The sequence below is a fragment of the Sphingomonas canaveralia genome (assembly GCF_047238125.1).
Taxonomy (GTDB): Bacteria; Pseudomonadota; Alphaproteobacteria; order Sphingomonadales; family Sphingomonadaceae; genus JBDFMH01.
Map to the genome: position 1 here is coordinate 2,309,920 of NZ_JBDFMH010000001.1, position 21,544 is coordinate 2,331,463.

Here is a 21,544-nt window from a genome sequence, read left to right on the forward strand (position 1 = left end):
GACGCCATGACCCATTTCCCTACTCCCGAGCATGAGCGCCTGGCCCGCGAGGGCATGTATCGGCCCGACTATGAGGGCGATGCCTGCGGGGTCGGCCTGGTGGCGGCCACTGATGGCCGGGCCTCGCGCCGGGTCGTCACTGCGGCGATCGATGCGCTGAAGGCGGTGTGGCATCGCGGCGCGGTCGACGCCGACGGCAAGACCGGCGATGGCGCGGGCATCCATGTCGATCTGCCGGCGCGTTTCTTCGACGATGCAATCGAGGCGGGCGGCCACAAGCCGCTGCCGAACCGGCTGGCGGTGGGCATGATCTTCCTGCCGCGCACCGATCTGTCCGCGCAGGAAACGTGCCGCACGATCGTCGAAAGCGAGATCATCGATTTCGGCTACACCATCTATGGCTGGCGCCAGGTGCCGGTCGATGTCGGCGTGATCGGCGAGAAGGCGCTACAGACCCGGCCCGAGATCGAGCAGATCATGATCGCCGGGCCATTGCCTGACGCCGAGGACGCCGCCGAATTCGAGAAGAAGCTGTATCTCGTCCGCCGCCGGATCGAGCGCAAGGTGATCGAGGCGCAGATCCAGGGCTTCTACATCTGCTCGCTCAGTTGCCGGTCGATCATCTACAAGGGCCTGTTCCTGGCCGAGGCGCTTTCGGTCTTCTATCCCGACCTGCGCGACGAGCGCTTCGTCAGCCGCGTCGCGATCTTTCACCAGCGTTATTCCACCAACACCTTCCCGCAATGGTGGCTGGCGCAGCCGTTCCGCACGCTGGCGCATAACGGCGAGATCAACACGATCCGCGGCAACAAGAACTGGATGAAGAGCCACGAGATCAAGATGGCTTCGCTCGCGTTCGGCGAGCATTCGGAGGAGATCAAGCCGCTGATTCCCGCCGGCGCGTCCGACACCGCCGCGCTGGACGCGGTGTTCGAGGCGATCTGCCGTTCCGGCCGCGATGCGCCGACCGCCAAGCTGATGCTGGTGCCCGAAGCCTGGCAGAACGACCCGTCCGTCTCGGACGAGGTGCGCGCGATGTATTCCTATTTCGGTTCGGTGATGGAGCCGTGGGACGGCCCCGCCGCGCTGGCGATGACCGATGGCCGCTGGGTGGTGGCCGGCGTCGATCGCAACGCGCTCCGCCCGCTTCGCACCACGCTGACCGCAGACAATCTGCTGATCGTGGGATCCGAGACCGGCATGGTCGTCGTCCCCGAATCGACGGTCGTCGCCAAGGGGCGGATGGGCCCGGGCCAGATGATCGCGATCGACCTGGAAGAAGGCCGGCTCTACGCCGATGCCGCGATCAAGGACCGGATCGCAGGCGAACATCCCTATGGCGAATGGATCAAGGATTTCCGTACCCTCGCGGATCTACCCGTCCCCGAAGCCGGGCACATCATGCGCTATGACCGAGCCGAACTCATCCGCCGCCAGGTCGCCGCCGGGCAGACGCTGGAGGATATGGAGCTGATCCTGAGCCCCCAGGTCGACGATGCAAAGGAAGCGATCGGATCGATGGGGGACGATACCCCGCTGGCCGTCATTTCGGACAAGCCACGTCTGATCAGCCAATTCTTCCGCCAGAATTTCAGCCAGGTCACCAACCCGCCGATCGATTCGCTGCGCGAGACGCGGGTGATGTCGCTGAAGACGCGGTTCGGCAATCTCGCCAACATTCTCGACACCGAGGGCGGCCAGTCGGGCGTGCTGGTGCTGGAATCGCCGGTGCTGTCGGCCTGCGAATGGGATGTTCTGAAGGCGCATTTCGCGGGTCATGCCGCCACCATCGATTGCAGCTTCGCGGCCGGCTCGGGGGCGGATGGCCTGCGTGCCGCGATCGCGCAGGTCCGCAAGGAAGCCGAACAGGCAGTGCGCGAAGGCAAGACCGAACTTTTCCTGACCGACGAGGCGATCTCCGCCACGCGCGTAGCGATCCCGATGGTGCTGGCGGCAGCCGCCGTCCACACCCATCTCGTGCGCCAGGGGCTACGGTCCTACGCGTCGATCAACGTGCGCGCGGCCGAATGCCTGGACACGCATTATTTCGCGGTGCTGATCGGCGTCGGCGCGACCACAGTGAACGCCTATCTGGCCGAAGCCGCGATCGCCGATCGTCATGCCCGCGGTCTGTTCGGCGATCTCGATCTCGCCGCCTGCCTGAAGCGTCACCGCAAGGCGATCGACGACGGGCTGTTGAAGATCATGTCGAAGATGGGGATCGCGGTGATCTCCAGCTATCGCGGCGGCTATAATTTCGAGGCGGTCGGCCTCAGCCGGGCGCTCGTCAACGATCTGTTCCCGGGCATGCCGGCCAAGATCTCGGGCGAGGGCTATGCCTCGCTCTACGTCAACGCCAGCGATCGCCACGATGCTGCGTTCGACGACGTCGTGAAGACGCTGCCGATCGGCGGCTTCTATCGCCAGCGAAACGGCGGCGAGGCGCATGCCTATTCGGCACAGCTGATGCACCTGTTGCAGACCGCCGTCGCCACCGACAGCTATTCGACCTATCTGCAATTCTCGCGCGGGGTGAAGGATCTGCCCCCCGTCTATCTGCGCGATCTGCTCGAATTCAACTGGGCGCGCGAGGCGATCCCGATTGATTCGGTCGAGGCGATCACCGAGATCCGCAAGCGCTTCGTGACGCCGGGCATGTCGCTCGGCGCACTTAGCCCCGAAGCGCACGAAACGCTGGCGATCGCGATGAACCGGATCGGCGCGAAGGCCGTGTCGGGTGAAGGTGGCGAGGACAAGTCGCGCTATCAGCCCTACGAGAATGGCGACAACGCCAATTCGGTGATCAAGCAGGTGGCATCGGGCCGGTTCGGCGTGACCGCCGAATATCTGGGGGCGGCCGAGGAGCTGGAGATCAAGGTCGCGCAGGGCGCCAAGCCCGGCGAGGGCGGCCAGCTGCCCGGCTTCAAGGTGACCGAGATGATCGCCCGGCTGCGCCATTCGACGCCCGGCGTGACGCTGATCAGCCCGCCGCCGCACCATGACATCTATTCGATCGAGGATCTGGCGCAGCTGATCTACGACCTGAAGCAGATCAACCCGCGCGCGCGGGTCTGCGTCAAGCTCGTCAGCTCGGCCGGCATCGGCACGGTCGCGGCCGGCGTCGCCAAGGCGCATGCGGACGTGATCCTGGTCGCCGGCCATGTCGGCGGCACCGGGGCCAGCCCGCAGACCAGCATCAAATATGCCGGTACGCCGTGGGAAATGGGCCTTTCCGAGACCAACCAGGTGCTAACGCTGAACGGCCTGCGGCACCGCGTGAAACTCCGCACCGATGGCGGTCTGAAGACCGGCCGGGATATCGTGATCGCCGCGATCCTGGGGGCGGAGGAATTCGGCATCGGCACGCTCAGCCTGGTGGCGATGGGCTGCATCATGGTGCGCCAGTGCCATTCGAACACCTGCCCGGTGGGCGTCTGCACGCAGGACGAGGCGCTGCGGAAGAAGTTCGTGGGCTCGCCCGAGAAGGTGATCAACCTGATGACCTTCATCGCCGAGGAGGTGCGCGAGATCCTCGCCAAGCTGGGCGTGCGCAGCCTGAACGAGATCATCGGCCGCACCGAGTTGCTCCGCCAGGTGAGCCGCGGGGCCGAGCATCTCGACGATCTCGACCTGAACCCGATCCTCGCCAAGGTCGATGCGCCGGACGACAAGCGTCGCTTCCGGATCGACGGTTTTCGCAACGAGGTGCCGGACAGCCTCGACGCGCAGATGATCGACGATGCGAAGGCCGTATTCGATCGCCGCGAGAAGATGCAGCTGACCTATACCGTGCGCAACACGCACCGCGCGGTCGGCACCCGGCTGTCGGCGGAAATCACGCGCCGCTTCGGCATGTCGGCACTGGCGGATGGGCATGTCACCGTGCGCCTGCGCGGATCGGCCGGCCAGTCGCTTGGCGCGTTCCTCTGCAAGGGCGTGAAACTCGAAGTGTTCGGCGATGCCAATGATTATGTCGGCAAGGGCCTGTCGGGCGGCGTCATTTCGGTGCGGCCGATGGTCTCTTCCCCGCTGGAGACGCGGCGCAACACTATCCTGGGCAATACCGTCCTCTATGGCGCGACATCCGGCAAGCTCTATGCCGCCGGCCAGGCGGGCGAGCGCTTCGCCGTCCGCAATTCGGGCGCGACCGTCGTAGTGGAAGGCTGCGGCGCGAACGGCTGCGAATATATGACCGGCGGCGTCGCGGTGATCCTGGGCGAAGTGGGCGAGAATTTCGGCGCGGGGATGACCGGCGGCATGGCCTTCATCCTCGACGAGCACGGCAACTTCGAGAAGCGCGCCAACCCGGAAAGCATCGTCTGGCACCGCATCAATTCGGCGCATTGGGAACGGCGCGCCAAATCGCTGATCGCCGAGCATGCGGTGGCCACCGACAGCAAGTGGAGCCATTCGATCCTGGATGATTGGGATCGCTGGCGCGGCCAGATCTGGCAGGTGGTGCCGAGGGAGATGCTGTCGCGGCTCGATCACCCGCTGAGCGACGCGCCGGAGGTTGTGGCGGCGGAGTGATCTCCGCCGCCCCTGCGCAGGCAGGGGCCCATGGCTATCGAACAGGCCACCTCGCAGTTGGACGTGGCAGACGATATTTCGGCCACTTTTGTGAGGCGATCCGGCAAATCGAACAGCCATGGGCCCTGCCTGCGCAGGGGCGACGGGTGGTCAGTTCTCCACCGGCTCCACGTCAACCTCGACCTTGATGTCCTGGCCGTCCTGGCCGAGGAAGATGCCGTCGATCGGCGCGACATCGGCATAGTCGCGGCCGACTGCGGTTACGATATGGTCGCTGCCCATCGCGCAGGCGTTGGTGGGATCGAAGCCGATCCAGCCGCGCTGCGGGCCGCACCACAGCAACACCCAGGCGTGGGTGGCATCCGCCCCCACCAGCCTTGGCTTGCCGGGCGGCGGGATGGTGCGCAGATAGCCCGAGACATAGGCCGCCGCGATCCCGGCCGCGCGCGCGCCTGCGATCATCACCTGCGCGAAATCCTGGCACACGCCATGGCGCTTCTCGAACGCCTCGGCTGGCGGCGTATCGAAGCGGGTGGCATTGCCGTCGTAGCGGAACTCCCGCCTGATCCGCACCGCCAGCGCCAGCCCGGCTTCCACCACGCCGCGATCCTGCGCCAGTTCCTGCGCGCACCACGCCGCGATCGCGGGGATGTGCGGAATGAGCGGCGATGGATAGAGATAATTGGCCGGTCCTTCGGGTGACAGGTCGGCGGACGCGCGCGCCAGCGCGGCGACTTCGGCAATCGTGGGATCGTCCGCCGCGGGTTCCGGCCGCACGCGATCGACGCGGAGCCGAGACCGGCTCTCCACAACCAGTTCGCGCGCCGGTTTCTGGATCACGATTCGCTCCTGGCGGCCCGGATAGCCGGCACCACGCGCCGCACTGCGGTTCGCGGCGGGGGTCACCTCGAGCGCGAACCGCTCGACCTGCTGCCCCGGCCAGTCGATCGGCTCCAGCCGCACGTTGCAGCGCGCGAAGCTGACCGGATGAGCATAGCGAAAGCGCGTGGTGTGGCGGATCTCGTAGATCATGCCAGCACCATGCCGCTGGCGCGCAGCGTCTCTCCGCTTTGCAGGAAGAAGCGCCGACCGATCGCCTCGCTCAGCCCCAGCAGGCGGTTCTCAATCGACAGCACAGCATCCGGGCCGAGCGATGGCGCCTCCGCCGTCATCAAAACCGCCGCCAACTCCTGCGCGCGCCGGTGCTGATCCTCGGCCATGCCGTCCTGGCGCAGCGATGGCAGCGCGGCCAGATGCAGCCCAATCCGTTCGATCTGATAGGCCAGGCTGCGCGGGTTTGACGGGTCGAGCGCGACCAGATCGCGCACCGGCACCAGCGCGATCCCCGCGACATAGCGCGCCCTGTAGCTGATCTGGCTATCCGCCAGATCGAGCAACGCCGTCAGATCGTCGGCCGAGGCATCGTCGCGCGCGAAATGCCGCATCAACCGGCACATCAACACTGCCCGCTCGATCCGCCGGCCGATATCGTGGAAACGCCAACCGGCGTTGCGCGCCATATTTTCCGAAGCGAGCCCTGCCAGCGCCGAGAAACGTTCCTGCAGGTCGGTCGCGCGGCCGAGGATGGTGGCCGGGTCGAGCCCCGCAAGCGGCGGCAGCGGCTGATCCAGCAGCCGCCAGACGTCGGCCGAAAGCCGCTCGCGGATGCCCTCGCCGATCGTCCGCACGCTGGTGAGCAGCGATCGCACGCTGGCGGCACCGGCGCCGTCATAGGCGGCGTGCGCCAGTTCGGGGACGTCGTGGATCGACCCGCCTTCCTCCTCATCGTCCTCATCGTCCAGCTTGGCTGCACCCGATGAGACCAGCAGCCCCGCCAGCCGATCGAGCGTGAGCGCGGACAGCGCGGCGCCACCATCGACGTCGATCGAACCGCCGAGCGCCGCGCGGATCAGCCGCAGCGTGCCTTCCCCGCGCTCCAGATAGCGGCCCAGCCAATAGAGATTGTCGGCGGCGCGGCTGGGCAACGTGCCGGGGTTGCGCCGGATCGCGACATGCGGCGACATCAGCGTGATCGCCTCCGACGGCTCGCCCCCGACGATGCAGACATCGGCGGAGAAGGCGCCGTCGCCCATCACCGCGGCGCGAACGTCGGCCGCATCGGACAGCCGTGCGAACCCGCCGGGCATCACCGTCCAATGGCCATTGGCGTCGCGCGCCGCGAATACGCGCAGCGAAAAGGGGCGCGGCACCAGCGTGCCATCGACCGCGGACGGCATGGTCGAGAGGCGAACGACTTCCTGGCCGACATAATCCTGCGGGCGGAGCGCCATCGCCTCTTTCAGCCGCGCGCGGCCGGCACCGGCGAGCCCCGCGCCCAGCACGGGCTCGATCCCGTCCAGCCCCGCCACCGCCGCGCCGAACGCAGGCCCGATCAGCAGCCGGTCCAGTTCCTGCTCAACATGGCCTCGCTCGCGTGGCTGGCCAGCCCACCAGGTCGCGATGTTGGGCAGCGACAGCGGTTCGCCCAGCAGCCGCCGGGCCAGCATCGGCAGGAAGGCCGAAAAGGCCGCGCTTTCGACGATGCCCACGCCCGGCGCGTTGGCGATCACCGCCACGCCATTGTCCATCGCATCCATCAGCCCGGGCACGCCGATCGCGGACCGGTTATCGAACGCCAGCGGATCCAGGAAGCGCGCATCCATCCGCCGCCACAGCGCGTCGATCCGCTTAAGCCCTTCGATCGTGCGGACGTAGAGTTGGCCGTCGCGCACCGCCAGATCGGCCCCTTCGACGAGCAGCAGGCCAAGATAGCGGGCAAGGTGGGCCTGTTCGGCATAGCTCTGATTGTAGCGGCCTGGGGTCAGCAGTCCGATTCGCGGATCGGATCGCCGGCACGACGCCGCCAGCCCTTCGCGGAATGCCTGGAAGAAGCCGGCCAGCCGCTGCACGTTGAGCCGGGTCTGCAGCGTGCCCATCACGCGGGTCGCTGCCAGCCGGTTTTCCAGCGCATAGCCGGCCCCGGTCGGGCTGCGGACATGATCCGCCAGCACCCGCCAGTCGCCATCCGGTCCGCGCGCGATATCGGCGGCGTAGATGTGCAGCCAGCGCCCGCCCGGCGGCGCAACCCCCACCATCCGCCGCCAGAAATGCGGGCTGCCTGTGACTAGCGATCCCGGGATCAGTCCGCGGGAAACCAGCGTCTGCGGCCCATACAAGTCGGCGACCAGCCGCTCCAGCAGCTCGGCCCGCTGGCAGATGCCCGCTTCGATCCCGGCCCATTCATCCTCGCCGATCAGCAGCGGAACGCCGGAGACCGGCCAGCGCCGCTCCTCGCTCTCGCCCGGCAACCGGAACGCCGTGCCGATCTCGCTGACCTGGCGACCGATCCGATCCTGCAGCCGGCCAAGATGGCCGTTGGTGATCTCGGCGATGCCGTCGAACAGGGTGCGCCACCAGCGCGCGCCGCGCCGCAGATCGCCTTGCAGCACATCGCCCGTGCCCGCGCGGGTGAGATAGCTGGCGAGCCAGCCCTCCCCCCAGCCGGGCATCCCGGGCAGCTGCGCCATCGGATCCATCAGGCTCGCCACTCGTCGCGATCGCGGCTCGCCCTCACGGTGCGGGTGTCCGCAGATCCAGCGTCAGCGGAAATTCGTTCACGCGCTCGGCGGGCGGCATCGCGATCGTGCCGGGGGTATGGCCCTGCGTCTGGAAGCGGGCCTTGCGCCGCGCTTCCGCCTCATAATCGTTGACCGGCACGCCATCATAGGCGCGCCCGCCGGGATGCGCGACATGATAGACGCCGCCGCCCAGCGATCGCCCGTTCCAGCGATCGAGCAGATCGATGGTCAGCGGGGCGTTGGCGGGCAGCCGCGGGTGCAGGCAGTTGGCCGGCGCCCATGCCTTGTAGCGTACCCCCGCCACCGCCTCACCCGGCACCCCGGTCGGCGTCATCGGGGCCGGGCGGCCGTTGACCGTCACCACATGGCGCTCGGGCACCAGCCCCTGTGCGCGCAGCTGCAGCCGCTCGGTCGAGCTGTCGACATAGCGCACTGTGCCCCCGATCGCCCCGGTTTCGCCCAGCACGTGCCACGGCTCCAGCGCATGGCTGACTTCGAGGCGGACGCCGCCCGCCACGATCTCGCCATGCACCGGGAAGCGGAACTGGCGCTGCGCCTCGAACCAGGCGGGATCGAAGTCATAACCGGCGGCACGCAGATCGCCCAGCACGTCCAGGAAATCCGCCCATACGAAGTGCGGCAGCAGGAACCGATCGTGCAGGCTGGTGCCCCAGCGCACCAGCCCGCCGGTCTGCGGGGTGCGCCAGAACCAGGCGGTCATCGCGCGTAGCAACAACTGCTGGGCCAAGCTCATGCGGGGCTCGGGCGGCATCTCGAACCCGCGAAACTCGACCAGGCCGAGCCGGCCGGTCGGCCCGTCGGGGGAGAACAGCTTGTCGATGCAGATCTCGGTGCGGTGAGTGTTGCCGGTCACATCCACCAGCAAGTTGCGGAACAGCCGATCGACCACCCACGGCGCAGGCGCTTCCCCTTCACCGGCCGCTCCGGAAAAGGGATGGGGCACCTGTGCCAGCGCGATCTCAAGCTCGTACAGCCCGTCGTGCCGCGCCTCGTCGATCCGCGGTGCCTGGCTGGTCGGGCCGATGAACAGGCCGGAGAACAGATAGCTCAGCGACGGATGGCGCTGCCAGTAGAGGATGAAGCTCTTCAGCAGATCGGGGCGGCGGATGAACGGCGAATCGGTCACCTGCCTGCCGCCCAGAACCAGGTGATTGCCGCCGCCAGTGCCGATCGCGCGGCCGTCGATCATGAATTTGTCCGCGGTCAGCCCACACTGGCGCGCTTCCTCGTACAGCGTCTCGGTGATCTCGCGGGTCTCAGCCCAGCTGCCCGCCGGCTGCACGTTGACCTCGATCACACCGGGATCGGGGGTCACCTTCAGCACGTTGATCCGCGGATCGGGAGGCGGCGGATAGCCTTCGATGCGCACCGGCAGGGCGAGCCGTACAGCGGTCTGCTCGATCGCCGCGATCAGCTCGAGATAATCCTCCAGCGTCTCGACTGGCGGCAGGAACACCGCGAAATGATCGCCGCGCGGCTCGGCGGTGATTGCGGTGCGCACCGCGCCTTCGATGATGTGCTGCTCGACCCGCGCCTGCGCGCCGGGGCCCGCGGCGGGCGCTACCTGTTCGACGCGCTGGGCGGGCTCGGCCGCCGCCGTTTCAGGCGCAGCCGTCTGCGGGCGCTGATCGAATGCGTCGGCCAGCGGCGCGCGCGGTTCGGTCGTGTCGCGGACGTGAATATAGGGATAATCGGCCGGCGGCACGAACGGCAGCGATCCCAGCGGCAGCCGATAGCCGAGCGCGCTGTCACCCGGCACCGCGAACAGCTTGCCGCGCCGCAGCCGCCAGCGCTCGGACTTCCACCCGCCCTGGTCGCGCGCCTGCCAGCGCTGGATCGGCAGCACATAACCGACCGGCCGGGAAAGGCCGCGCTCGAACGCGGTCACCATTCGCTGGCGCGCTTCGGGATCCTCGATCTTCGGGTCGGTCGGATCGACATTGGCGGGCAGCTGGGCTTCCTTAACCGCCCATTCCAGCCCGTCCTCATAAGCCGGCTGGACATAGTCCGCCCCCACCCCCAGCGTCTCAGCGACGCCGGTCATCAGCTCCTCGGCATCGGTGGGCGTCACCGGCGCGCCGTCCGAATGGCTGGCGGCGATCAGCGCATCGTCGCGCCAAATCGGCACGCCATCGGTGCGCCAATAGACCGAATAGCCCCAGCGCGGCAGGCTTTCGCCCGGATACCATTTGCCCTGGCCGTGATGGAGCAGCCCGCCGGGCGCGAAACGCTGGCGCAGGCGGCGGATCAGGCGATCGGCATAGCCCGCCTTGGTCGGGCCGACCGCATCGCCATTCCATTCGGGCGCCTCGGGATCATCGACCGCGACGAAGGTCGGCTCGCCGCCCGTCGTCAGCCGCACGTCCTGGCTCACCAGATCGCGGTCGACCTGCTCGCCCAGCGCATCGAGCGCGGCCCAGCGCTGATCGGTGAAGGGCGCGGTGATGCGCACCGCCTCCGCGATCCGCTGCACGCTCATCGCGAAGTCGAAATCGACATGCGCGGGCTCGAGCAGCGCGCCGGAGATCGGCGCGGCCGAGCGGTAATGCGGCGTCGCCGCTAGCGGGATATGGCCTTCACCGGCGAACAGGCCGGACGTCGCGTCGAGCCCGATCCAGCCCGCGCCCGGCACATAGAGTTCGGCCCAGGCGTGGAGATCGACGACGTCCTGCGCGACGCCTTTCGGCCCGTCGACCGCCACGACATCCGGCGTCAGCTGGATCGAATAGCCCGACACGAAGCGCGCCGCGAACCCCAGACGACGCGCGAGATTGACCAGCAGCCACGCCGAATCGCGGCACGATCCCATCGCCGCCGCCAGCGTCTCCTCGGGCGGCTGGGTGCCCGCCTCCATCCGGATCACATAATCGACCCGCGCATTCACTGCCCGGTTGAGCTCGACCAGCATGTCGATCGTGCGCATCCGCGTATTAGCATATTCCGCCGCGAACGCCTCGAACAGCGGGCCGCCCAACTCCACCGTGAAATAGGCGGCGAGATCGCTCGCCAGATCGGGGGCGTAGGTGAACGGAAACGTCTCGGCATAATCCTCGACGAAGAAGTCGAACGGATTGATCACCGTCAGATCGGCGATCAGGTCGACCTCGATCCGGAACTCGGTCGCACGCTCGGGAAAGTTGATTCGCGCCAGCCAATTGCCGTGCGGATCCTGCTGCCAGTTGATGAAATGCCCGGCAGGCGCGATCTTCAGCGAATAGTTGGGCACCGCCGTCCGGCTGTGTGGCGCCGGCCGCAGCCGGATGACCTGCGGGCCGAGGAAGACCGGCTTGTCATAACGATAAGCGGTGAGGTGATGAACGGCGGCCTGGATCATGCGATCACTGCACCACAGCCGCTTGTGCAGCGCAATAAGCGTGTCGGTTCATTCTTTCAGCCACGCGACGGCATAGAGCGCGACACCAAGAATGACCCAAGCCACGGCGATCGGCCGAATGCGCCGGTTATGAAGCCGCGCGGTGGGCGGATTGGCACGATTGACGGCGATGAGCGTCGGTACGAGAAACAGGGGCTCGGCCATGTTCAGCAATAATAAGGCCCGATGCCAATTGTCGGCATGGCCGCTCAAAATATTTGTGATCGATACGATGACGAAGCCGAAGACGCCGACCATCCCGATCCACCGCGCGATCGGGGGTGCCGCCTGGCGGTTGGCTTGATCGAACAGCGGCTTCACCCAGAAGACTGCGAAGATCGCGCGCCAGATTGGACGAATGGCGACTTGTCCCACTGTGCGGAACCGCCTCCAGCACCGCCATTGCCAGTAGAAGTGATAGACGCCGAATGTACTGATCGAGAGGATCAGGAACTTCGGTACCGGCACTGGATAGAAGCGCTCGTCGGTGAGTGCCCGGGCTTCCGATGCACGCGCGTGACGAACGCTGAGCCAGACCAGAAGGAAGAGGAATGCTGTGGCGACGAGCAGGCTCCCCCGCTCGGCATCTGCGTCCGTCACGCCACAAAGCCCCCCGACCTGCCCCGCACGGACCGTGGCCGATCGCGATCACGGGCGCAACGTCTGCTTCATTCCCGCCGCCCGATCGCCTATGGCGCGGCATGGCCGATGATCCGCATACCCTGTTCGACGCCTGGCTTGCCGAGGCAGAGGCGAGCGAACCGAACGATCCGAATGCGATGGCGCTGGCCACCGCCACTGCCGGCGCGGCTCCGTCGGTGCGGATGGTGCTGCTGAAGGGCCATGATGCCGGCCATCCCGGCGGTTTCATATTCTACACCAATCTCGAAGGGCGCAAGGCCGGCGAGATCGCCGCCAATCCGCAGGCGGCGTTGCTGTTCCACTGGAAATCGCTGCGCCGACAGGTGCGCATCGAAGGTGCGGTCGAACGCGTCGACGATGCCCGCGCCGATGCCTATTTCGCGACGCGCGGGCGCGATTCCCAGCTCGGCGCCTGGGCGTCGGATCAGTCCCGCCCGCTCGACGATCGCGCCACATTCGAGCATCGGTTCGAGGAAGCGCGCGCCCGCTTCGAAGGTGGGCCGGTACCGCGCCCGCCGCACTGGTCCGGGTTTCGCGTGGTGCCGGATCGCATCGAATTCTGGCTGGATCGCGCCCACCGGCTGCACGAACGCCGGCTGTTCGTCCGCACGCCCGACGGGTGGGACGAAGGCCTGCTCTACCCCTGAACTCCGGAGACTGCCGCCGTGCCCGATTATCGCCTGATCCAGGTCGATGCCTTTGCCGATCGCCCGTTCACCGGCAATCCCGCCGCGGTGATGCCGCTCGATGCGTGGCCGGAAGATGATCTGCTGCAAGCGATCGCCGCCGAGAATAATCTGGCGGAGACCGCTTTCACCGTGCCGGCATCGGGCGAGGAAGCGGACTATGAACTGCGCTGGTTCACCCCGCAGGTCGAAGTCGCGCTGTGCGGCCATGCCACGCTTGCATCGGGCCATGTGCTGCTGGGCGATGATCCGGCGCTTGCCACCATCCGCTTCGCCACCCGCAAGTCCGGCATCCTAACAGTGACGCGCGCGGGCGCCGGCTATCGGATGGTGCTGCCCGCCTGGCCGACCGAGCCGCGCGATTTGCCGCAGGTGACAGCCGCACTCGGCGGCAATCCGGTCGAGACGCGGTGGCGCGCGGGCGACTATTCGCTGGTCGTCTATGGCAGCGAGGCGGAGATCCGCGCGCTCGATCCCGATTTCCGAGCGCTGGGTGCATTGGGCGATACGCTGTTCATCGCCACCGCGCCCGGCGACGAGTGCGATGTGGTCAGCCGCGTGTTCGCGCCGGGCGCCGGCATCGACGAGGACCCCGTGACCGGTTCCGCCCACGCGATCCTGACTCCCTACTGGACCGAGCGGCTCGATCGCGCGACCTTCACCGCCTGGCAGGCGTCGCCACGCGGCGGCGGCATGACCTGTGCGCTGGAAGGCGAAACGACACTGATCGACGGTAACTGCGTGACGGTGATCGAAGGGGTGATGCGGCTATAGCCTCAGGCCGCCAAAGCGGCTTCCGCGGCGAAGGTCTCCGCGATCCAGCCGCCGCCCAGCACGCGATCCCCGGCGTAGAGCACCGCGGCCTGGCCGGGCGCCACGCCATATTCGGGTGCGTCGAAGCGCAGCAGCCCGCCATCGAACCGGGCCGGGGCGGGCTTTGCCATCGATCGCACCTTGGCGGTCAGCGGACCCTGATCGCCGCCGATCCAGTTGATGTCCTGCAGCCGGCATCCCGCCACCGCCAGCGCGCGCCGCGGGCCCACCACCACGCGCCGCGTCTCCGGCTCCAGCCGCACGACATAGAGCGGCTCGGCCGTGCCGCCGATCTGCAGGCCGCGGCGCTGGCCAACCGTGAAGTTGATCATCCCCTGGTGCCTGCCTAGCACCTGGCCCTCCGCATCGACGATCTCGCCGCCCTCGGCCGTCTCGGGCCGCAGCTTGCGGACGATTCGGGCATAATCGCCGTCAGGCACGAAACAGATATCCTGGCTGTCGGGCTTTGCTGCGATTCCCAGCCCATGTTCGGCGGCGATCTCGCGCACCCGCGCCTTTGGCAACCCGCCGAGCGGGAAGCGAAGATAGTCGAGCTGTGCGGCGGTCGTGGCGAACAGGAAATAGCTCTGGTCGCGCGCCGGATCGGCGGCGCGGTGCAACTCGGCACCGGCAACACCCGCCACGCGCCGCACATAATGACCGGTCGCCAGGCAATCGGCGCCCAGATCGCGCGCGATCCCGAACAGGTCGGTGAACTTCACGCCCTGATTGCAGCGCACGCACGGGATCGGGGTGCGGCCGGCGGCATATTCGTCGGCAAAATCGGCCATCACCGAATCGCGGAACCGGCTTGCATAATCGAACACATAATGGGCGATGCCGAGCCGATCGGCGACCGCGCGGGCATCGCGGATGTCCTGGCCCGCGCAGCAGCTGCCGGTGCGCCCGACCGCCGCGCCATGATCGTAGAGCTGCAGCGTCACGCCAATCACCTCGGCGCCGCTGGCGGCGGCGAGCGCGGCGACCACCGAGCTGTCGACCCCGCCCGACATGGCGACGACGATGCGGCTGGCCGCTGCCGGCCGGTCGAGCTGGAAATCCGCGTCCATGCCGCGCCAGATAGGCGATCGCGTGCGCGAACCCAAGCGCCGTGCCGATTTACGGGGCTTTCAGCCTTTGTCGTTAGGCAGGACGGCGATGGAGCACCGCCCCACCCTTTCCGCATTCGGCAGAACCACCGGGGCCGCGCTGGATTATCCGCAGCTGGTGGCAGGGCTGGCGATGCAGCAGGCCGGCACCGCCACGGCGATCACCGCCGCCTGGCTCGCCGCGAACCCGTCGGAAGCGCCGCTCGATCCCCTGGCGGCGCTCGCCCGGGTGGCGCGGGGGCGGCCGGGCTGGGCCGCCGCGGCGCAGGCGCTGGGATCCAGCTTCCACCCGCGGATCGCCACGGTGCTGCTGAGCCATGACCCGTAAACCTTGATGAAGCTGCCATTTACCCTGGCATTTCAGCCTTCCTTCAAGGCCGCCGGGATAGACAGATTGGATCGCGTTCGACGCGGTGAACCGCACCGCCAGTTGAGGTAGGAATGATCGAGAACCAGAAAATTCGCCCTGCCCAGGTCATCGGTCCGCTTGGTGAATCGCTGACCCTGGATTCGCTGCCGCCCCCGTCCACGACCCGCTGGGTGGTGCGGCGCAAGGCCGAGGTGGTGGCCGCGGTCAATGGTGGGCTGCTGTCGGTCGACGAAGTCTGCGACCGCTACAGCCTGAGCCTTGAGGAGTTCGCTTCCTGGCAGCGCGCGGTCGATCGGTCCGGCATGCCGGGCCTGCGCGTCACGCGTATTCAGCACTACAAGTCCCTGTACGAACGCCAGCAAAAATACTGATCCGCTTTCCCGCGGTGATCGGAGCCCCGTCTGCATGCAGCAGGCGGGGCTCCTTTCGTATCAGGAACAAGTTTCGCCCCCTGCGCGTATCAACATTCGGATCGTCGCCCGAACGGGCCGGGCCGACGCGACAACAGGAGGACTATCGTGATCAACCTGATCATCTGGCTGGTAATTGGTGGCATTCTCGGCTGGCTGGCCAGCATCGTGATGCGGACGGATGCGCAGCAGGGCATCTTCCTCAACATCATCGTCGGCATCGTCGGCGCGTTTCTCGCCGGCCTCGTCATCTCGGGCGGTTCGATCAACAATGCCGGCATCACGCCGACGTCGCTGATCGCTTCGTTCATCGGTGCGGTCGTGCTGCTCGCGATCGTCAACATGTTCCGTCGCGGTCGCGTGCGTTAATCGCGCCGTCCTGATTGGAAAACGGGCCGCCCCGGGCAACCGGGGCGGCCTTTTTCATGGGCTATTGCAGCTCGAAGCTCACATTGACTGACACCGTCAGCCGCTGTTCGCCCGGCTCGATCATCGTGTCGGCGGCTTTCGCCTCGCGCATCATCATCTGGGGCATCGGCCTGGGCGGCTCATATCCACCGGTCTCGCTGATCGCCAGGATCCGGCGCACGCTAAGCCCCGCCGCCTTCGCATAGAGATCGGCGCGTGCCCGCGCCTTGGCGATCGCGGCGGCGCGCGCCTCGTCGAGCGCGGCTTCCGGCTTGTCGAGCGACAGCATCGGGCCGTTGATCTGGTTCGCGCCGACCGCGACCAGCGCATCGAGAATGGCGCCCGCGCGGCGCACGTCGCGAAAGCGCACCGTCACCTGGTTCGAAGCCTGGTACCCGGTGATCACCGGCGGCAAATTCTCGCCATAGCGATATTGCGGATTGAGATTGATCGACGCGGTCTGAATGTCGCGATCGGCAACGCCCGCCTTCTTCAGCGCGGCGATCGTCGCGGCCATGCGCCCGGCATTGTCCGACATCGCCTGCCCCGCGGTCTGCGCCTGGGTGACGACTCCAGCCGAGATCGCCGCCACGTCCGGCACACGCGTCACCTCTCCCTCGGCGACGATGTCGAGCCTCGTGCCGGACAGGGTGGGCACCGGTGTCGGCGGCACCTGCGCGCTCGCGGCCGCGGGGATTGCCGCCAGCGCCAATGCGGCGACCGGATTCCAGCTTTTCATCGGTTCATCTCCATTCAAGCACGGTCGGGCGACGCTGCCCGCCAGTCGCCTTTGCCGATGAAGGGCTGCATCCGCGCTGAACGGCAGCCGTCAGCGCCCCCGATTCCGGATGATCACGCGGTAGAGCGCCAGAATGACGACCGCACCCAGCGTCGCCATGAACCACCCGGCCGGCTGTCCCGGACGATAGAAGCCGATCGCCTGCCCGATGAAGCCCGCGAGCAGCGCGCCGGCGATGCCCAGCAGGATGGTGATCAGGCAGCCGCCCGGGTCCTTGCCCGGCATGATGATCTTGCCCAGCACGCCTGCGACCAGACCGATCACGATCCAGCTGATGAAACCCCGTTCGTCCATGCCTTCGCCTCGCCTTGCCATGCGGTCCGCCCGCATGGGCCATCGTCGCAAGCCGCGCCCCGCTTCGCAAGGGGTGGCGAACCGCGCGATCATCCCCGCTTGAGCGCGGTGATTTATTCGGCTAACACAGTAGTGCGGGCCGGTGGGGCGTCCGTGATGCTGGAAGACGGATCGAGATGAATATGCTGGCTTCGCTGTCGAAGGATTCCGATTCGACGATCGAGATCGATGGCGATCGGGGCACCGCGCCGCGCCGCCGGCTATGGATCGGCGGTTTGCTGGTGACTGCGGTTCTACTCGGTGCGATCTGGTTCTTCTTCCTGCGCGGCGACGACAAGCCCGCCCCTGCACCGGCCAATCAGCCGCGCGTGACCTATATGGTGCCGGGGCGTGCGCCGGTGACGGCAACGATCAACGCCACCGGCACGCTGGCGGCGCGACGCGAGATGCCGGTCGGTGTCGCGGGCGAAGGCGGTATGGTCGCGGCCGTGCTCGTCGAACCCGGCGATTGGGTCGGTGCGGGCCAGGTGCTCGCCACGATCGAGCGCAGCGTGCAGGCCCAGCAGACCAACCAGATGGCTGCGCAGATCGGAGTCAGCGAAGCCGATGCCCGGATCGCGCAGGCCGATCTCGATCGCGCCAAGAAACTGGTCGCGCGCGGCTTCGTCAGCCAGGCCGATATCGATCGACGCACCGCAACCCGCGATGCCGCGCTGGCCAGGGTGAAGCTGTCGCGCGCGCAATTGGGCGAAATGAACGCGCGCATGGGCCGCCTCGCGATCCGCGCGCCCGCCGCCGGCCTTGTCCTCACCCGCGCCGTCGAGCCTGGTCAGATCGTCAGCGCGGGCGGGCAGCCGCTGTTCCGCATCGCCAAGGGCGGCGAGATGGAGATGATGGCGCAAGTGTCCGAAGGCGATCTCGCACGGCTCGGCGTCGGCCGCGTTGCGCAGGTCACACCGGTCGGCAGCGCGGCCTCGCTGCACGGCCAGATCTGGCAGCTCTCCCCGGTCATCAACCCCGAGACCCGACAGGGCTTCGCGCGGATCGCGCTGAATTACGACAAGGCGATCCGGCCCGGCGGCTTCGCATCCGCGCAGATCCGTTCCGGCACCGTGGACGCGCCGCTGCTGCCCGAATCCGCGGTGCAGAGCGATGCGAAAGGCAATTTCGTGTATATCGTCGGGGCGGACAAGAAGGTCGCGCGCCGCGACGTCACGGTTGGCGACGTGTCCGATCAGGGCATCACCATCCTGTCCGGGCTGACCGGGCAGGAACGGGTGGTCGTCTCGGCCGGCGCCTTCCTGAATCCGGGCGACACGGTGGTCCCCGTCCGCCAGGCCGCGCGCCGCTAGGATCCCAGCCCATGAACTTCCGCAACATCTCCGCCTGGTCGATCCGCAATCCGGTGCCGCCGATCGTGCTGTTCACGGCGCTGTTCCTGGCGGGAATCGTGTCGTTCATGCGCATGGACGTGCAGAACGACCCGGATATCGAGTTTCCGGGGGCGATCGTCATGATCAGCCAGCCCGGCGCCGCACCGACCGAGCTCGAGACCCAGGTCACCCAGCGGGTCGAGGCGGCGGTGCGCTCGCTGAGCGGGATCGACGAGATCAACTCGACCGTGTCGGAAGGCTCGTCCTCCACCTTCGTGCAGTTCGCGATCGGCACGCCGATCGACCGCGCGGTGAACGACGTGCGCGAGGCGGTGGCGCAGATCCGGGGCGAGCTGCCCGAGGGTATTCTCGAACCGCAGGTCACCCGCGTCGATGCCAGCGGCGGCGATCTCGCCTTCATCTCGGCCAGCGCGACCGACATGACGCTGGAACAGCTGAGCTGGTATGTCGACAACACCGTCGCCAAGACTCTCCTCGGCATTCCCGGCATGGCGACGCTGGAACGGCTGGGCGGCGTGACGCGCGAGATCAGCGTGATCCTTGATCCGGCGCGGATGCAGGCGCTGGGCATCACAGCCAGCCAGGTGAACGCGCAGCTGCGCCAGGTGAACATCAACGCCGCCGGCGGCCGCGCGGAAATCGCCGGATCCGAACAGGCGGTGCGCATCATCGGCAACGCCGCCGACGCCTATGGCCTGGGGCAGACCCAGATCGCGCTCGGCAACGGGCGCACCGCACGACTATCGGAATTCGCGACGGTGCGCGACGGCTTCGCCGAACAGCGCACGATGTCGAAGATGAACGGCCGCCAGGTGCTCAGCTTCTCGATCGTGCGCGCCAAAGGCTATTCGGATCTGACCGTCTATGACGAGGTCCAGAAGGCGCTGAAGGAACTCGAAACCAAGAACCCGAAGGTGAAGTTCACCGAGCTGTTCACCCAGGTCGATTATGCCCGCGAGCAATATCACACCGCGATCGATGCGATGTGGGAAGGCGCGGTGCTGGCGGTGCTGGTGGTGTTCCTGTTCCTGCGCGATTGGCGGGCGACCGCGATTTCCGCGCTGGCGATCCCGCTGTCGGCGATCCCCGCCTTCTGGGCGATGGACCTGATGGGCTTCACCCTCAATTCGCTCAGCCTGCTGGGCCTCAGCCTGGTGGCGGGCGTGCTGGTGGACGATGCGATCGTGGAAATCGAGAATATCGTGCGCCACATGCGGATGGGCAAATCCGCCTACCAGGCCTCGATCGACGCCGCCGACGAGATCGGGCTGGCGGTGCTGGCCACCACGATGGCGATCGTCGCGGTGTTCCTGCCGGTCGGCCTGATGCCGGGCATCTCGGGCCAGTTCTTCAAGAATTTCGGCCTGACGGTCGTTGCCGCGGTGCTGATGAGCCTGGCGGTCGCGCGGATGATCACGCCGATGATCGCGGCCTATTTCCTGAAATCGCACGGCACCGAAAGCCATGGCGAAGGCTGGCTGATGGACCGCTACATGACAGTGCTGCGCTGGTCACTCGACCGGACTTGGGCCAGCCGGATCCGCCGCCGGACGGATTGGAAGCGGTTCCTGGCACCGTTCGCCGATCATCGCGCCTGGGTAATGATGGTCGGCGTCGTCGCCTTCCTGCTCACCATCGTCAGCTTCACGTCGCTGCCACAAACCTTCCAGCCGTCGGTCAATACCGATTTCTCCGCCGTTCGCATCGAGATGGTGCCGGGATCGACGTTGAGGCAGACCGAGGCGGTGGCCGACCAGGTGGTCGCCATCCTGCAGAAGCAGCCCGAAGTGCAGCACGCGTTCGAACGGATCGGCGTGGGCAGCGGCACCATCTACATGCGGCTGAAAAAGGATCGCGAACGCACCAGCATCGAATTCGAACGCGCGCTGGCGCCGACGCTGAACACCGTGCCCGATGCACGCGTCTTCTTCCGCGCGCAGAATGGCGGCGGCGGCTTCTCCGGCCGCGACATCTCGCTGACGCTGGGTGGCGACGATCCCAAACTGCTCAACCAGGCGGCGATGGCGGTGGTCGACGAAATGGCCAAGATGCCCGAGGTGCGCGCGCCGCGTATCAACGGCGATCTGCAGCGGCCCGAGATCACGATCTCGCCGCGCTTCGATCTTGCCGCCGATCTCGGCGTCACCACAGCCGCGCTCAGCCAGACGATCCGGATCGCGACGCTGGGCGATATCGAGCAGAACAGCGCGAAATTCTCGCTGTCCGATCGCCAGATCCCGATCCGTGTCGCGCTGGACCAGGGGTCGCGGCAAAGCCTGGCGACGATCGAGAATCTGCCGGTGCCGACCGCGACCGGCGGATCGGTGCCGCTGAAGACCGTGGCCAAGATCAGCTTCGGCGCCGGGCCCACGCAGATCCAGCGATCCAACCAGATCCGCCGCGTCACGATCGGCGCGGATCTCGCGCCGGGTCAGGTGTCCGGCGCGGTAATGACCAAGATCAACGAACTGCCGGCGATGAAGAATCTGCCGCTGGGCGTGGCCAAGCTGAACCTGGGCGATTCCAAGTGGCAGCTGGAACTGCTGATAAACTTCGTGATCGCGGTCGTCTCGGGCGTGCTGATGGTGTTCGCGGTGCTCGTGCTGCTCTATCGCCGGCTGATGCCGCCGTTCGTGAACATGGGATCGCTGTTGCTGGCACCGCTGGGCGGGCTGCTGGCGCTGCACCTGACCGGCAATGTGATCTCGATGCCCGTCTACATCGGCATCCTGATGCTGCTCGGCATCGTCGCCAAGAACTCCATCCTGCTGATCGATTTCGCCCTGGAAGAGATCGACAAGGGGGTGGCGCGGTCGGTGGCGATCATCGATGCCGGTCACAAGCGCGCGCAGCCGATCGTGATGACGACGGTGGCGATGGTCGCGGGCATGATCCCGACCGCGCTGTCGCTGTCAGGTGACGGCGCATGGCGCGCGCCGATGGGTATCACCGTGATCGGTGGCCTGATCCTGTCGACGCTGCTGACGCTGCTGATCGTGCCTGCCGCCTTCAGCCTGGCGGTCGGCTTCGAACGCTGGATCGGACCGAAGCTGGCCCGCGGGCTCACCAACGGCGGCGAACGCGGCCATCCGGAACTGCAGCCTGCCGAATAGCCCG

At 67.3% G+C, this 21,544-nt stretch carries 15 protein-coding genes; 8 read left to right on the plus strand and 7 right to left on the minus strand.

The annotated features are described in order from the left end of the window. Window positions 1–6: 6 nt before the first annotated feature. The gene (gltB, locus tag ABC347_RS11595; RefSeq protein ID WP_413245885.1) at window positions 7–4,530 is read left to right on the plus strand and encodes a glutamate synthase large subunit; all 4,524 of its coding nucleotides are present in this window, start codon (window positions 7–9) and stop codon (window positions 4,528–4,530) included. A 150-nt stretch (window positions 4,531–4,680) separates the two neighbouring features. Here gltB and ABC347_RS11600 read toward each other — a convergent pair whose 3' ends face one another. Genes ABC347_RS11600 through ABC347_RS11615 form a run of 4 tightly spaced genes read right to left on the minus strand, consistent with a single transcriptional unit; the run spans window position 4,681 to window position 12,102 of the window. Then, window positions 4,681–5,562 carry a transglutaminase family protein gene (locus tag ABC347_RS11600; RefSeq protein WP_413245886.1) on the minus strand — a complete coding sequence of 294 codons (882 nt, stop codon included), beginning with the start codon at window positions 5,560–5,562 and terminating at the stop codon, window positions 4,681–4,683. After that, the gene (locus tag ABC347_RS11605) at window positions 5,559–8,057 is read right to left on the minus strand and encodes a circularly permuted type 2 ATP-grasp protein (protein ID WP_413247043.1); all 2,499 of its coding nucleotides are present in this window, start codon (window positions 8,055–8,057) and stop codon (window positions 5,559–5,561) included. The genes ABC347_RS11600 and ABC347_RS11605 overlap by 4 nt, the downstream gene beginning before the upstream one ends. Window positions 8,058–8,100: 43 nt before the next feature. Then, window positions 8,101–11,463 carry a transglutaminase family protein gene (locus ABC347_RS11610; protein WP_413245887.1) on the minus strand — a complete coding sequence of 1,121 codons (3,363 nt, stop codon included), beginning with the start codon at window positions 11,461–11,463 and terminating at the stop codon, window positions 8,101–8,103. Between the two features lie 48 nt (window positions 11,464–11,511). Further along, window positions 11,512–12,102 carry a hypothetical protein gene (locus tag ABC347_RS11615; protein WP_413245888.1) on the minus strand — a complete coding sequence of 197 codons (591 nt, stop codon included), beginning with the start codon at window positions 12,100–12,102 and terminating at the stop codon, window positions 11,512–11,514. A gap of 101 nt (window positions 12,103–12,203) precedes the next feature. Here ABC347_RS11615 and pdxH point away from each other — a divergent pair, with 101 nt between their 5' ends. Together pdxH and ABC347_RS11625 are read left to right on the plus strand one after the other, a co-directional pair. Continuing rightward, window positions 12,204–12,791, plus strand: a complete 588-nt coding sequence (gene pdxH / locus ABC347_RS11620; protein ID WP_413245889.1) for a pyridoxamine 5'-phosphate oxidase — start codon at window positions 12,204–12,206, stop codon at window positions 12,789–12,791. An 18-nt stretch (window positions 12,792–12,809) separates the two neighbouring features. After that, window positions 12,810–13,604 carry a PhzF family phenazine biosynthesis protein gene (locus ABC347_RS11625; RefSeq protein ID WP_413245890.1) on the plus strand — a complete coding sequence of 265 codons (795 nt, stop codon included), beginning with the start codon at window positions 12,810–12,812 and terminating at the stop codon, window positions 13,602–13,604. Between the two features lie 2 nt (window positions 13,605–13,606). On the opposite strand, the gene mnmA is transcribed toward ABC347_RS11625, so the two are convergent. Beyond that, window positions 13,607–14,713: a tRNA 2-thiouridine(34) synthase MnmA gene (gene mnmA / locus ABC347_RS11630; protein ID WP_413245891.1), complete on the minus strand. Its 1,107-nt coding sequence runs from the start codon at window positions 14,711–14,713 to the stop codon at window positions 13,607–13,609. An 88-nt stretch (window positions 14,714–14,801) separates the two neighbouring features. On the opposite strand from mnmA, the gene ABC347_RS11635 reads away from it, so the two are divergent. The 3 genes from ABC347_RS11635 (at window position 14,802) to ABC347_RS11645 (ending at window position 15,901) form a co-directional block, all read left to right on the plus strand. Continuing rightward, a complete protein-coding gene (locus ABC347_RS11635) occupies window positions 14,802–15,080 on the plus strand; it encodes a hypothetical protein (protein WP_413245892.1) in 279 nt (92 codons plus the stop codon). Window positions 15,081–15,193: 113 nt separating this feature from the next. Further along, a complete protein-coding gene (gene sciP / locus ABC347_RS11640) occupies window positions 15,194–15,493 on the plus strand; it encodes a CtrA inhibitor SciP (protein WP_413245893.1) in 300 nt (99 codons plus the stop codon). A 150-nt stretch (window positions 15,494–15,643) separates the two neighbouring features. Next, window positions 15,644–15,901, plus strand: coding sequence for a GlsB/YeaQ/YmgE family stress response membrane protein (locus ABC347_RS11645; RefSeq protein ID WP_413247044.1), 258 nt, complete (start codon window positions 15,644–15,646; stop codon window positions 15,899–15,901). A 61-nt stretch (window positions 15,902–15,962) separates the two neighbouring features. Here the strand turns inward: ABC347_RS11645 and ABC347_RS11650 are convergent, their stop codons facing one another. Together ABC347_RS11650 and ABC347_RS11655 are read right to left on the minus strand one after the other, a co-directional pair. Then, window positions 15,963–16,679, minus strand: coding sequence for an SIMPL domain-containing protein (locus tag ABC347_RS11650; protein WP_413245894.1), 717 nt, complete (start codon window positions 16,677–16,679; stop codon window positions 15,963–15,965). 90 nt (window positions 16,680–16,769) lie between these two features. Further along, window positions 16,770–17,033: a GlsB/YeaQ/YmgE family stress response membrane protein gene (locus tag ABC347_RS11655; RefSeq protein ID WP_413245895.1), complete on the minus strand. Its 264-nt coding sequence runs from the start codon at window positions 17,031–17,033 to the stop codon at window positions 16,770–16,772. Window positions 17,034–17,209: 176 nt separating this feature from the next. On the opposite strand from ABC347_RS11655, the gene ABC347_RS11660 reads away from it, so the two are divergent. Further along, entirely contained in the window at window positions 17,210–18,385 is a 1,176-nt protein-coding gene (locus ABC347_RS11660; protein ID WP_413245896.1) for an efflux RND transporter periplasmic adaptor subunit, read from the plus strand. Between the two features lie 11 nt (window positions 18,386–18,396). After that, entirely contained in the window at window positions 18,397–21,540 is a 3,144-nt protein-coding gene (locus ABC347_RS11665) for an efflux RND transporter permease subunit (protein WP_413245897.1), read from the plus strand. Window positions 21,541–21,544 lie beyond the last annotated feature (4 nt).